The 12,772-nt window shown below is 67.5% G+C and carries 13 protein-coding genes; 6 read left to right on the forward strand and 7 right to left on the reverse strand.

The window, feature by feature from the left end; genetic code table 11:
* Positions 1 to 12: 12 nt before the first annotated feature.
* The gene (locus tag VHN57_RS19650; protein WP_278986109.1) at positions 13 to 1,182 is read right to left on the reverse strand and encodes a TonB-dependent receptor domain-containing protein; all 1,170 of its coding nucleotides are present in this window, start codon (positions 1,180 to 1,182) and stop codon (positions 13 to 15) included.
* Positions 1,179 to 2,264: an endonuclease/exonuclease/phosphatase family protein gene (locus VHN57_RS19655; RefSeq protein WP_423284981.1), complete on the reverse strand. Its 1,086-nt coding sequence runs from the start codon at positions 2,262 to 2,264 to the stop codon at positions 1,179 to 1,181. Before VHN57_RS19655 ends, VHN57_RS19650 begins: the two co-directional genes overlap by 4 nt.
* A gap of 198 nt (positions 2,265 to 2,462) precedes the next feature.
* Here VHN57_RS19655 and VHN57_RS19660 point away from each other — a divergent pair, with 198 nt between their 5' ends.
* Positions 2,463 to 3,233: a thioesterase family protein gene (locus VHN57_RS19660; protein ID WP_278984709.1), complete on the forward strand. Its 771-nt coding sequence runs from the start codon at positions 2,463 to 2,465 to the stop codon at positions 3,231 to 3,233.
* Here the strand turns inward: VHN57_RS19660 and VHN57_RS19665 are convergent, their stop codons facing one another.
* Entirely contained in the window at positions 3,234 to 4,568 is a 1,335-nt protein-coding gene (locus VHN57_RS19665) for an acetyl-CoA hydrolase/transferase family protein (protein WP_278984712.1), read from the reverse strand.
* A 129-nt stretch (positions 4,569 to 4,697) separates the two neighbouring features.
* A complete protein-coding gene (locus VHN57_RS19670; RefSeq protein WP_423284984.1) occupies positions 4,698 to 6,197 on the reverse strand; it encodes a CoA-acylating methylmalonate-semialdehyde dehydrogenase in 1,500 nt (499 codons plus the stop codon).
* Between the two features lie 154 nt (positions 6,198 to 6,351).
* Between VHN57_RS19670 and VHN57_RS19675 the strand changes: the two genes are divergently transcribed.
* The 3 genes from VHN57_RS19675 (at position 6,352) to VHN57_RS19685 (ending at position 9,312) form a co-directional block, all read left to right on the forward strand.
* Positions 6,352 to 7,980, forward strand: a complete 1,629-nt coding sequence (locus VHN57_RS19675) for an AMP-binding protein (protein WP_278984716.1) — start codon at positions 6,352 to 6,354, stop codon at positions 7,978 to 7,980.
* Positions 7,981 to 8,029: 49 nt separating this feature from the next.
* A complete protein-coding gene (locus VHN57_RS19680) occupies positions 8,030 to 8,467 on the forward strand; it encodes a c-type cytochrome (protein WP_004209113.1) in 438 nt (145 codons plus the stop codon).
* Between the two features lie 68 nt (positions 8,468 to 8,535).
* Positions 8,536 to 9,312, forward strand: a complete 777-nt coding sequence (locus VHN57_RS19685) for a helix-turn-helix domain-containing protein (RefSeq protein ID WP_423284986.1) — start codon at positions 8,536 to 8,538, stop codon at positions 9,310 to 9,312.
* Between the two features lie 30 nt (positions 9,313 to 9,342).
* Here VHN57_RS19685 and VHN57_RS19690 read toward each other — a convergent pair whose 3' ends face one another.
* Together VHN57_RS19690 and VHN57_RS19695 are read right to left on the reverse strand one after the other, a co-directional pair.
* A complete protein-coding gene (locus tag VHN57_RS19690; RefSeq protein WP_278984721.1) occupies positions 9,343 to 9,735 on the reverse strand; it encodes a group III truncated hemoglobin in 393 nt (130 codons plus the stop codon).
* A gap of 86 nt (positions 9,736 to 9,821) precedes the next feature.
* Complete coding sequence (locus VHN57_RS19695; RefSeq protein ID WP_278984723.1) at positions 9,822 to 10,730, reverse strand: SDR family NAD(P)-dependent oxidoreductase; 909 nt, start codon at positions 10,728 to 10,730, stop codon at positions 9,822 to 9,824.
* A 157-nt stretch (positions 10,731 to 10,887) separates the two neighbouring features.
* On the opposite strand from VHN57_RS19695, the gene VHN57_RS19700 reads away from it, so the two are divergent.
* Both VHN57_RS19700 and VHN57_RS19705 read left to right on the forward strand, forming a co-directional pair.
* Positions 10,888 to 11,664: an SDR family NAD(P)-dependent oxidoreductase gene (locus tag VHN57_RS19700; protein ID WP_278984725.1), complete on the forward strand. Its 777-nt coding sequence runs from the start codon at positions 10,888 to 10,890 to the stop codon at positions 11,662 to 11,664.
* 37 nt (positions 11,665 to 11,701) lie between these two features.
* Positions 11,702 to 12,316, forward strand: a complete 615-nt coding sequence (locus tag VHN57_RS19705; protein ID WP_278984727.1) for a glutathione S-transferase — start codon at positions 11,702 to 11,704, stop codon at positions 12,314 to 12,316.
* Here the strand turns inward: VHN57_RS19705 and VHN57_RS19710 are convergent.
* Entirely contained in the window at positions 12,313 to 12,768 is a 456-nt protein-coding gene (locus VHN57_RS19710; RefSeq protein ID WP_278984729.1) for a MarR family winged helix-turn-helix transcriptional regulator, read from the reverse strand. The genes VHN57_RS19705 and VHN57_RS19710 overlap by 4 nt on opposite strands.
* Positions 12,769 to 12,772: the final 4 nt, after the last annotated feature.

Raw genomic sequence — 12,772 nt, forward strand, 5'->3', positions numbered from 1 at the left:
CGCCGCTCCCGCCTACAGGGCGAGGGCGGCGGTCAGCATCAGTGCCTGCACCTGATCCTCCGGCCGCGCCGCGCCGGTGGCTTCGGCGCGTAGGAGCCGGCTGCTCGCCAGTTGGTCGGGGTCGGTCAGGTGCAGGCCGATGCGCATCGGCCGGCGCCCGGCCAACGCATAATCGACGCCGGCCTCCAGCCGCAGGCCACCATCATCCTGCATCAGCGCCGGCGCGCTGCTCTGCGCGGCAGCAACCCGGCAGCGCCATGGGCCCTGCGCCCACAGTCCTTCCAGCATCAGTTGCTGCTCCTGCACGCGGCCGCCCTGCTCCTGGCGCAGTCGCGCCACATGGTAGCGCGCCGACAGGCTGAGCGCGGACGTCAGCCGATGCTCCGCCCGCATCGCCAGCCCCCGCACATGTGCCGATCCGCGATTGACCGGCAGATAGCCGTCCTCGACAAAGGCCAGCCGGTCCTCGATCTCGCCGTCAAAGGCATCGACCGCCAATGTCAGGTCCGGTGCCACCATCCAGTCGCTGCCCAGCCGCATGCGGCTGTCGCGTTCCGGCCGCAAACCGGCCTGCAATGTGCGGAACGCCTCCCGCGTCAGCCCCAGCGCACCCGACAGGCCGACCCCGGCATAGGCCTCTATCGTCTCGCGATAATCCGCGCGCAGGGTGACGCCGGGCGCGGCGTCATAGGCCAGCCGCCCCGTCGGCAAGAACAGGTCGCGGCTCTTGATTGCGTCGCTGCCATAGAGCGCGGTCACATTGGCCCCGCGATTGTTGAGCTTGGCCCCCTGCCAGCCCAGCTCAGCCTGCAAGCCGTCCGCCAGTGGCAGGCTGCCATGGGCGTCGACCAGCATCAGACTGCTGCGCGGCTGGGCATCGCCGGACAGGTCGGTGGGCAGCGGCACCCCGCCGATCCGACGAGCCGGCATCGCCACCATTCGGTTGCGCTTGCGCTGGACGGCGATGCCGATCGCCGCCGGCTCGGCCGGCGATGGCGCCAGTTCGATCGCATAGATGCGCGCCGGCTTCGCTGCACCGTCCAGCGGCCCGGGCAGCAGGGAAAAACGCAAGGGCCGTTTCAGCACAAAGCCGCCATGATCGGGGGTAATCGTCTGCGCCGATGCCGGGACCGCGAACGCCAGGGCTGCCAGCGACACCACCATCCAGCGGATCATCGTCATGACGCCACCTGCGCCAACTGGAGAGCGGCTCCGGCGCGACGTTCGGGTTCATAGGCGATCATGTAACCGAAATGGTCGGAAAGCGGCGCGCCCTCCACTTCCGTACCAAAGGGCACGGCCGCGTGGATGGCCCGCATCGGCCGACCACGATCGTCGCGCGCGAACAGCCAATCCTTGCCGCGCGCGCTCGCCTGTTCGAGATCCCGGTGCGTGCCGGCATCGGATGGCAGGCTGTCCGCCAAAACCCGCCGCGCGCCGCCCAGATGCGCCGCGACAAAACCCATGCCGGCCCGTGCCCAATGGGTGAAGAAGGCGTGGATGCGGTTGCGATCGCCGCCGATATTGAGGTCGCCGCCCAGGATCATCGGCTGTCCGGCGGGAACATGGGCGCGCACGAAGTCGGCCAGCAGCCCGGCCTGCCGATTAAACGCCCGCTGCGACCGGGCGATCGCCACGCCTGCCGCCTTGCGCGCGTTGAGATGGGTGTTAACGATGCTGACTGGCCGGTCGAAGCCCGGCACCGCCAGATGAGCGATCAGCACGCCCTTGTTCGCCAGGCAATCGAAGCCGGCACAGGCGAAATCGGGAAAGGCCATGCGGTCGATGCCGGCGATCGGATAATCGGACAGGATCAGCAGACCGCTGTTCAGCTGCTTGGGTGCTGTCTCGCCCCGGTCCCAGCGCGCCGCCTGCACATAGGCGCGGTCATCCGATCCCGCCGCAATCGCCGTGCGCAACCCGATGTCCGGCCCGGTCGCGACATGGGCATAGCCCGCACGGCGCGCCAGTTGCGCGACCTGTGGCGAAAAGGCTTCCTGCAGCAGGACGATATGCGGCTGGCGCCCGGCCCGGCGCAGCGCCGCCAGCCGATCGGCGATGCGGCCCAGTGCCTCGTCCCGGCCAAGGGCGATCGGCCAGGGCAGGCCCATCACATTATAGGTCATCACCGACAGCGGCCTATCCGGCTGTGGCGCAGTCGCCGCCAGCCCGGCAGTATCGCTCCGCCGACTTTCGCCCTGCGATCCCGTGGCGGCCAACACCGCCAGGCTCGCGACCAATATGGCACGCAAAGGCTTCGCCATCCCTCATTCCCCTGCCTCCTCCCTAGCGGGCGCATGAGTCACGCTCGTGTCGTTCGCGCGGCAGTGGGGTTAAATTTTGAAGGCGGCGATCGTCATCCGACCGACGCCGGACTGTCATCATCGCCGTCAGCTTGCGGGCGGACGGTTCCAGCTGATAGGGGAACTCAGACCCGCCCAGACGGCAATGAAGAGGACCCCATGGCCTATTTCCGGCGGCTTGATGCCCGCCATTTCACCCCGACGGAACTGGTCGGCGGCGCCTGGAACGTGACGGAACAGCATGTTGCCCCCGCGATCGGCCTGCTGGCCCATGCGATCGAGGTCGATGCCAAATCCCGCCGGCCCGATCCGCTGCGACTGGGCCGCCTGTCCTATGATATCCTGGGCACCATCCCGCTCGATACGGTTGAAATCGACGTCAGCGTCATCCGTCCCGGCCGCACCATCGAACTGGTCGAAGCGCGGCTCAGCCATGGCGGCCGACCCGCAATCCTGCTGCGCGCCTGGCTGGCCCAGACCTACGACACCAGCGCGATCGCCGGCGGCGGCTTTGATCCCGTTCCCGGCCCGGAAACCATGGCGCCATGGGACGGCACCGGCGAATGGCCCGGCGGCTTCATCGCCAGCATCGATGCCCGCCGCCAATATGTCGCGCCGGGCCGCGCCATTGGCTGGATCCGCACGCCCCATGCGCTGATCGAGGATGAGGCAGTATCGCCGCTCGCCCGCGCCATGGGGCTGGTCGATACCGCCAATGGCCTGGCGCCTCTGGTATCGACCGCCGACGCCGCCTTTCCCAATCTCGACCTCACCGCCCATATCTTCCGCGCGCCGGTCGGTGAATGGCTGGGCTGCGACGTTACCGTCTCGTTCGGCGCCGACGGCATCGGCCTTACCCACAGCATCCTGCATGATCGGGACGGCGCCATCGGCACCGTTTCGCAATGGCTGACAATCCGTCCGCGCTGATCAGCCGGCAAACAACCCGGCGTCGAATGCTGCGCGCTCCAGTTGCTCCCGGAAATCGGGATGGGCGATGGCGATCAAGGCCTTGGCTCGCTCGCCCACCGACTTGCCCTTCAGGTCCGCCAGGCCATATTCGGTGACGATCAGATGCGTGTCCATGCGCGGCGTCGTCACCGGCCCGTCCAGACGCGGGGTGATGCGGGAAATCGTGCCCTTCGCCGCGGTCGAGTGGCAGGCGATGATCGATCGTCCACCACGCGAAGCATAGGCGCCGCGCACGAAATCCACCTGTCCGCCGGTGCCGCTAAACTGTTGCCCGTTGACGAATTCGGAATTGCACGCGCCGTGGAAATCGACCTGCAGTGTCGCGTTCACCGACACCATATTGTCGTTGCGCGCGATCAGGAACGGGTTGTTCACATAATCGACCGGATGTGCCTCGACCGCCGGATTATCGTGCAGGAAATCATACAGCGCCTGGTCGCCAAGCGCGAAGGTGTAGATCGCCTTGCCGGCATGGATCTGCTTGCGGCTATTGTCGACCACACCCGACTGCATCAGCCCGGCCAGGCCCGTGGTCATCATCTCGGTATGGATGCCCAGATGCCGATGATTGGCAAGGCCGGCGCACACCGCCTCGGGCAGCGCGCCAATCCCCATCTGCAGGCAGTCGCCATCGCGGATCAGACCGGCGACGGTGGCGCCGATCGCATCGTCGACCGCCGTGCGGGTGATGGCCGGCAGAGTCGGCAGCGCGACATCATGCTCGACCAGCGCCGTCACCGCCGACAGGGGGATCATGCAATCGCCCCGCACATAGGGCATATGCGCATTCACCTCCAGGATGATCCGGGTGCCCGGCTTGCGCGCCACCGCCAGCGCATAGTCGACATCGGTTCCCAGGCTGAAATTGCCGTCCGCATCCATCGGCGCGACCGTCGCAATCAGCGTGTCGACGCCGACATGCTCGACCATGGCGCGCGGCACCTGGCTGAAATGGCAGGGCAGGAAATCGACCATCGGCAGATGCGCGTCGCCATGCTGGCGATCCAGCATCCGTTCAACGCCGCCATGGAACAGGCTCATCGGCGTGATCCGGTCGCGCAGCGCGAAGTCGAATACGTTGGCCCCGGCGATCCCGGTGCAGAGCATATAATAGATGCGCAGATCAGCGACAGAAGCGGACCGGGCGCGTTCGGCAAGGGCGGCAAGCAGGGCGGGCGGCTGACCGGTGCCCAAAGCCATGCAGATCTTCGCGCCCGACGGGATCAGCGCCGCCGCCTCCTGCGCCGAACGCCGTGTCTGCTGATATAATGCCTGGTCGCCCTTTGGGGTCATGGATCGCCTCTCTCCTGTGGTCGATCCCTAACTTATAGCGGCCGGCGCGCGTTTCACCACGCGGCAAAAGGACCAAGGGCGGGTCCGGTTGCCCGGCCCGCCCTTGCCTTCTCCCCCTCAGGAGACGCGTCAGCCCATTGTAGGGATGACGAAGCTCTGATCCAGCACCGCGCCGCCGCTCGGCCAGCGCTGGGTGACGGTCTTGACCCGCGTGTAGAACCGCACGCCGTCCATGCCATATTGGTTCATGTCGCCAAAGCCCGAGCGCTTCCAGCCGCCGAAGCTGTGATAGCTGACCGGCACCGGGATCGGCACGTTGATCCCGACCATGCCGACCTCGACATTGGCGCAGAAGCGGCGCGCGAAATCGCCATTGCGGGTGAAGAGCGCGACGCCGTTGCCATATTGATGCCTGGTCGGATAGCCGATCGCTTCCTCGAAGGTCTCGGCGCGGACCATCTGCAGGACGGGCCCGAAAATCTCTTCCTGATAGCTTTTCATCTGCGGCGTTACGCGGTCGAGCAGGGTCGGGGCGAGGAAGAAGCCATCCTCATAGCCCTGCAGCGCGAAGCCACGACCGTCGATCACCAGTTCGGCCCCTTCATCGACCGCCATCTGGATATAATTTTCGATCCGCGCCTTGTGCGCGGCGCTGACCACCGGGCCATAATGGGCATCGGGATCGCTCGGCACGCCGACGCGCAGCCCGGCGATACCTGCTTCCAGCTTGGCGCGCAGCGCCACCGCCGTCTGCTCGCCCACCGGCACCACCACCGGCAGCGCCATGCAACGCTCGCCCGCCGAACCATAGGCCGCGCCCAGGATATCGGCGACCGCCTGATCCAGATCGGCGTCGGGCATGACGATGCCGTGATTCTTGGCGCCACCCATGCACTGCATCCGCTTGCCGTTCGATGCACCCCGGCCATAGACATATTGGGCGATGTCGGACGAGCCGACGAAGCTGACCGCCTTGATTGCGGGATGATCGAGGATCGCGTCCACCACCTGCTTGTCGCCATGGACGACGTTCAGGATGCCGGCCGGCAATCCCGCCTCCATCGCCAGTTCGGCCAGGCGCACCGGGACAGAGGGATTGCGCTCGCTGGGCTTCAGGATGAAGGCATTGCCGCAGGCGATCGCCGGCGCGAACATCCACATCGGAATCATCGCCGGGAAATTGAACGGCGTGATCCCCGCCGCGATGCCGATCGGCTGGCGCAACGAATAGACGTCGATGCCCGGACCTGCCCCCTCAGTATACTCGCCCTTCAGCAGATGCGGGATGCCACAGGCAAATTCGACAACGTCGAGGCCGCGCTGGATATCGCCCTTGGCATCGGAATGGACCTTGCCATGCTCGGCCGACAGCAGTTCGGCCAGCTCGTCCATATGCTGTTCGATCAGCGCCTTGAGGTTGAACATCACGCGGGCGCGGCGCTGCGGGTTCATCGCCGCCCAGGCGGGTTGGGCAGCCTGGGCATTGGCGACCGCTTCATCCAGTTCGCTGGGCGCCGACAGGCGGACCTGCGCCTGCACCTGGCCGGTGGCGGGGTTGAAGATGTCGCCCAGGCGCGTCGACGCCGATGCGCGATGCTGCCCCCCGATGAAATTGTCGACTATGCGCATGCTGCCCTCTCGAAACGGATCGTGTCGGCCATAAAGGAGGATCGAAGGGGTCGGAACCGGCTGGCCGATTTGATCGCGGGGACGGTGGATCGGCGCTGCGCTTGCCCGGCTGGCGCTTCTTTCGCATGGCTCGTCCATCGACAGCGGAGCGAGCATGGCCGGGACAGGAGCAGGACGGCGGATCACCGCCGCAGGATGGGACATACGCTGGGACGCCGATCAGGCAGCGCAGGCCTATGCCGATGGCTGGTGGCGATCGGACACCGCCGCCGATGCGTTGGCGAACGCCGCCCGCGACACGCCCGACCGCATCCTGCTGATCGACGGCGATCATTGCCTGACAGCTGCGGGCCTGCACGATCAGGCCCAGCGACTGGCGCAGGCGCTGCTGGCGCGCTTCCCGGTCGGCAGCGTCATATCCTTCATGCTGCCCAACTGGCAGGAGGCGGCCGTCATCTACATGGGCGTGACACTCGCCGGCATGGTCGCCAACCCGATCCTGCCGTCGCTGCGCGACCATGACCTGCGTTTCATCCTGGCGGATGTGGACAGCCGGATGATTTTTGTGCCGCACAGCTTTCGTGGCCATGATTATGGCGCGATGCTGGAACGGGTGGCGGCGGAGATGGAGAGGCCGCCGGAAATCGTCATCGTCCGGGCGGAAGATGGCAAAGTTAGCGCTTATGACGCCCTGTTGACTTCGGCCCCGGCCGGCCGGCCGCTGCCCGCGCTGGATGCCGACGAGGTGCGCATGGTGATGTATACCAGCGGCACCACCGGCCGGCCCAAGGGGGTGATGCACAGCCATAATTCGATCAATGCGCTGATCCGCCAGATCGGCCGCCACTGGCTGGTCGAGCCGGGCGACCGCTTCCTGGTACCGTCGCCGATCAGCCATATTGGCGGGTCGATCTATGCGTTCGAGACGCCGCTGCTGCTGGGCACGACGGCGATCCTGATGGAGCAGTGGAATCCGGACGATGCGGTGCGGATCATGGCCGAGGCCGATTGCACCCATATGGCCGGGGCCACCCCCTTCCTGCAGCATCTGCTGGCGGCGGCGCGCGCGGCGGAGACGCGGCTGCCCGCGCTCAAATTGTTCATCTGTGGCGGGGCGTCGGTGCCGCCGGCGCTGATCCGCGAGGCGGCCGGCTATTTCGAGCAGGCGGTGGTCAGCCGCGTCTATGGATCGACCGAATTGCCGGTCACGACCGTCGGCGTGATCGACCGGGCCGATGTCGCCCATGCCGCCGAGACCGACGGCCGCCCCGGCATCGCCACCGTCCGCATCGCGGAGGATGGCGAGATCCGCGCGCGCGGGCCGCAGATGATGGTCGGCTATATCCACAAGGCGGATGAGGCCGCGAGCTTCGATCCGGAAGGCTATTATCGCAGCGGCGACCAGGGCGCCTGGGTCGATGGCGACCATCTGGTGGTGACCGGCCGGATCAAGGATCTGATCATCCGCAATGGCGAGAATATCGCGCCCAAGGAGATCGAGGATCTGCTGGTCGGCCATGACGCCATTGCCGAGATCGCGATCGTCGGCGTCCCCGATGCGCGCACCGGCGAGCGGGCGGTGGCGGTGATCGTGCCGCGCCCCGGCGCCACGCCCGACGTCGCCGCGCTGGCCACGCATCTGGCCGGCCATGGCGTTGCCCGCTTCAAATATCCCGAGGCGGTGGCGCTGTGGGACGCCCTGCCCAAGAATGACGCCGGCAAGGTGCTGAAGCAGCAGATCCGCGCCCGGCTGGTGGAAGAGGCCGCGCCGGCGGCGTCGTAGGACAATTGGTCCGCTGGCCGCGCGCCCGCCGATCGGGCATGGGCGCGCCATGTTGCGTCCCGCCTCCGCCGCCCTGTTACTGACCCTGAGCCTGATCGGCTGTGCCGACGATCGCCGCGCCGAGCGGTTGAAGGCCGCCGGCCCCAATCCGACACTGGAAAAGCTGATGACGGTGGCCGACGCCAAGGCCGGCGCCCGCCTGTTCGGCACCTGCGCCGCCTGCCACACCAGCAGCGCTGGCGGACCCGACACCGGCGGCCCCAATCTGCACGGCATTTACGGCCAGCCGATCGGCCAGCACAGCGCCCGGTTCGGCTATACCGCCGCGTTGCGTGCCAAGGGCGGCGTTTGGGACGACAAGGCGCTCGACGCCTGGATCGCCAATCCGCAGCGCTTCGTACCCGGCACCAAGATGCAGTTCAGCGGCATCCCCGACCCGCTCGCGCGCGCCGACCTGATCGCCTATCTGCGCAGCCTGTCGGACTGAGCGGCCCCGCCGAAGATACGAATTTTTTGGGGTAGCTGGCGCGCCGGGGGCTTCGTACATCTGGCGCCATGACCAGCGGGATGACAGACGGCCTTTGGGCGCTGACCGAGAAGGAAAAGCAGACGCTGCGCCTGATGGTCCGGGGCCATGACGCGAAATCGATCGCGCGCAGCCTGGACCTGTCGGTCCATACCATCAACGAACGGCTGCGCGACGCGCGGCGCAAGATGGCAGTGTCGAGCAGCCGCGAGGCCGCCCGCCTGTTGCTGGAAGCCGAAGGCACGCCCGACACGGCGCCCCCCGATTTTCTGGGGGACAGGCTATTGGGGGCAGACGCAGCCCCGGTCGAAGCGGATCAGGACGAGGCGCCGGTCGTCGGCGTGGGGCCGGCCGATCGCCGGCGCCCGATCCTGCCTGGAGTGCTTCTCATGACTTTTGTCCTTGGCCTGCTGGCCCTCGCCGCCCTGCCCGATGCCACCCCCACACCACAAGCGATGCCGGCCGCCGCCCAGGCGCATAATGCCGAGGTCGTCGATGCGGCGCGCCAATGGCTGGCGCTGATCGACCAGGACAAATGGGCCGAAAGCTATCGCGGCACCGGCAGCGCTTTGCAGAAGCTCAACACGGTGCAGGTCTGGACGGAGGTGTCGCAGACGATGCGTGGCCGGTTCGGCGCCCTCCAGTCGCGCAGCCTGCTGAGCCAGGAGGAACTGCCGGCCCCGCCCCATGGCTATGAAGTGGTGAAGTTCCGCGCCAGCTACGCCAACCAGGCACAGGCGATCGAGACGGTGACGCTGGATCGCGAAAATGGCGCCTGGCGCGTGGTCGGCGTGACGATCGAATAAGGCGGACAGGGGCGCGTATCCGCGCGCCCTTCATGCCCCCGCGGCCGGCGGCGCCCCGAGCCGAAAGAACAGCGCGAGTTGCAGGCTTTCCGCGATCCGCTGCGCCTTGTCCTGCAAGGCGGCGGCTGCCGCCGGAACCATGACGGCATCGGTCGTCTGCGACCAGAGATTCAGCCAATGGTCGAACAACTCGGGCGTGATCCGGTCGCGATGCGCCATATGCACCGGGACGGGCTGTCCCTTGTAACGGCCCGACGACAGCATCACCGACGACCAGAAATCGACCAGCCGGTCGATATGCGCCGGCCAGTCGTCCACGGCGTCGTTGAAAATCGGACCAAGCCGGTCGTCCGCGCGGACGTGGGCATAGAAGCTTTCGACCAGCTGGCGCAGGCTGGCCTCGTCGATCCGTTCCGCCTTCATGGGTTCCGACTCCGCACGGGGATGCCCGATCCATAGCGCATCGACCGCCAGGATTCGACCGGCCGGATACAGCCGGAACGCGGCCTTTATTCCCCCGCCACGGCGCGGCCGAAGCTGTAGCGGATATGGTCGACATGGCCCTCCAGCCCGAAGACCAGCGGGTCCTGGCTGTCCATGATCGCGTCGATCCGGGCGCCGACATCCTCCGGCGTCCAACTGGGCTGATAGACGCCCTTGCTTTCGGCGATGAAGGCGCGGGCAACGCGCCCGGCGATCGACACCAGCATCTCACCGGTGACCGAGCAGCTTTCATGCGCCAGCCAGGCGACGACCGGCGAGACCAGTTCCGGCCCCATCGGCGGATATTGGGAGATATCGAGCCCCTCGGCCATGCGGGTGACGGCGCCGGGCACGATGATGTTGGATTTGACCCCTTCGGCCTCCCCCTCCAGCGCGAGCACATTGTTGAGGCCAATCATGCCCGATTTGGACATGCCATAATTGACGCAATCGCGATTGCCATAGAGGCCGCCGATCGAGCTGGTGAGGATGATGCGGCCATAGCGGGCCTTGCACATATGCGGGAAGGCGGCGCGCGCGACATGGAAGGCGCCGCGCAGATGGACGTCGAGCACGGCGTCGAAATCCTCCTGGCTGAGCGCCTGCATCGAGCCGTAGCGGACATTGCCGGCATTGTGGATCAACCCGTCGATCCGGCCATAATGGTCGAGCGCCGCCTCTATGATGGCGCGGCCGCCCTCCGGCGTGGCGACGCTGTCGGTCGAGACGATCGCGTCGCCACCCTGCGCCTGGATCGCGGCGACCACTTCGGCCGCCGGGCCGGCATCGATCCCCTCGCCGCGCACGGCGCTGCCCGGATCATTGACCATGACCCTGGCCCCGCGTGCGCCCAGCAGTTCCGCATAGGCGCGGCCAAGCCCCCGCCCGGCACCGGTGATGACGATGACGCGATCGTCGTAGCGCAGTTCGGACATGAGCGGGCCTTTCGCTGGATTATGCAGATGATGGCGCAGGGGTGACGCGGCGCGCGCGCGGGTTCAAGCCGGGGCGGCGAGGCATCGCCACGGCGGTTCGCCGATGCCCGGCGAAGCGGATAAGAGCGGGGGCAGGACAGAGTAGAGGACAGGATAGATGCAGGTAGCGATCATCACCGGGGCGGGCAGCGGCATCGGGCTCTGCACGGCGAAGATGCTGCATGACGCCGGCATGGCGATCGTCGGCGTCGGCCGCGATCCGGCCAAGCTGGCGACGCTGGAGAGCGCAATCGGCGATCCGGCGCGGGTCGCCACCCTGTCCATCGATGTGACGCAGGATGATGCGCCCGCGCGGATCGTGCAGCTGGCGCTCGACCGGTTCGGCCGGATCGACTTCCTGGTCAACAATGCCGGCGCGGGCAGCCCCAAGCCGCTGCACGAAACCGACGACGCCACGCTGGACGGGTTCCTGGACCTGATGCTGCGCGCGCCCTTCCGCCTGGCGCGCGAGGCGATCGTCCATATGGGCGCGGGCTGTGGCATCGTGAACGTCACCTCCACCTATGCGGTGATCGGCGGGCGGCGCGGCGGCGCCTATTCGGCGGCCAAGGGCGGGCTGGACGCGCTGACCAAGCATATCGCCTGCGACTATGGGCCGCAGGGCATCCGCGCCAATTGCGTCGCGCCGGGCGTCACCATGACCGACATGGTGCGCCACCGCTTCGAGGACGAGATGTTCAAGCGGGTGAATGTGGAGACCACCCCCTTCCCGCGGCTGGGCGAGGTAGAGGATGTGGCCAGCACCATCGCCTTCCTCTGTTCACCCGGCGCCGCCTTCATCAACGGCCAGACGATCGTCGTGGATGGCGGCTGGACCTCGACCAAATATCTCTCGCCGCGCGCGCTGACGACGACATGGGTCGAGGCGGAGTAAGGCTACTCTTTGGCCTTGGCCGCGGTTAAGGCGGGCCATGGCTGATGTCCCGATCCTCTATTCCTTCCGCCGCTGTCCCTATGCGATGCGCGCGCGGCTGGCGTTGCTGGTGAGCGGACAGGCGGTGGCGCATCGCGAAATCCTGCTGCGCGCCAAGCCGGCGGCGATGCTGGCCGCCTCGCCCAAGGGGACGGTGCCGGTGCTGGTCCTGCCCGACGGCCGGGTGATCGACGAGAGCCTGGAGATCATGCGCTGGGCGCTGGGGCAGCATGATCCAGAGGCGTGGCTGGCGGGTGACGACGCGGCGCTGATCGCGACCAATGACGGGCCGTTCAAGCGGCATCTGGATCGCTACAAATATGCCGAGCGCCATGGCAGCGACCCGATCGCGCATCGGACCGAGGCGGCCGGGCTACTCGACGCGCTGGAGGCACGGTTGCGGGATCAGGCCCAGCTTTGCGGCGCGCGGCGGACATTGGCCGACATGGCGATCTTTCCCTTCGTGCGGCAGTTTGCGGCGGTCGAACCGGACTGGTTTGCCGCGCAGCCCTGGGCCGCGTTGCGCGGCTGGCTGGCCGGGCATCTGGAGTCCGAGCTGTTCGCCAGCGCGATGGTGCGCCACCCGCTATGGGTGGAGGCGGAGGCCGGCTAGTCCGGGCCGCAACAGGCGTCGAGGCAGATCTGGCGCAACAGGGCGATGACGTCACGGCGCTGTTCGATCGGGATGGAGCGACCGATCCGCGCCTCATGCGCGTCGAACGCCGCGCAGACCCGGCCGTGCAGCGCCTGCCCCTCCGCCGTCAGCGTCAGCGGAATGGCGCGCCCCTTGCCCGCGCCCTTTTCCAACAGGCCAGACAGCGCCAGCTTGTTGATGAGCGGCACCAGATTGGCCGGCTGGGCGCGCAGCGCGCGGGCAATGTCGCTCTGGCTGCACCCCGGATTGGCGCCGATCAGGCGCAGCAAGGTCGCTTCGCCCGGATTGAGGCCAAGCGGCGCCAGCGCCTCGCCCAGCGCGCCGGTGACTGCCGCCGCCGTGCGGCGCAGATGGAAGCCCAGCATCGCGTCGAGCGGGTCGGTGAAGGCGCTGTCGGGATCGATCGTCACCGCG

This window comes from Sphingobium salicis subsp. salicis, from assembly GCF_049472635.1.
GTDB classification, from domain to species: domain Bacteria; phylum Pseudomonadota; class Alphaproteobacteria; order Sphingomonadales; family Sphingomonadaceae; genus Sphingobium; species Sphingobium yanoikuyae_A.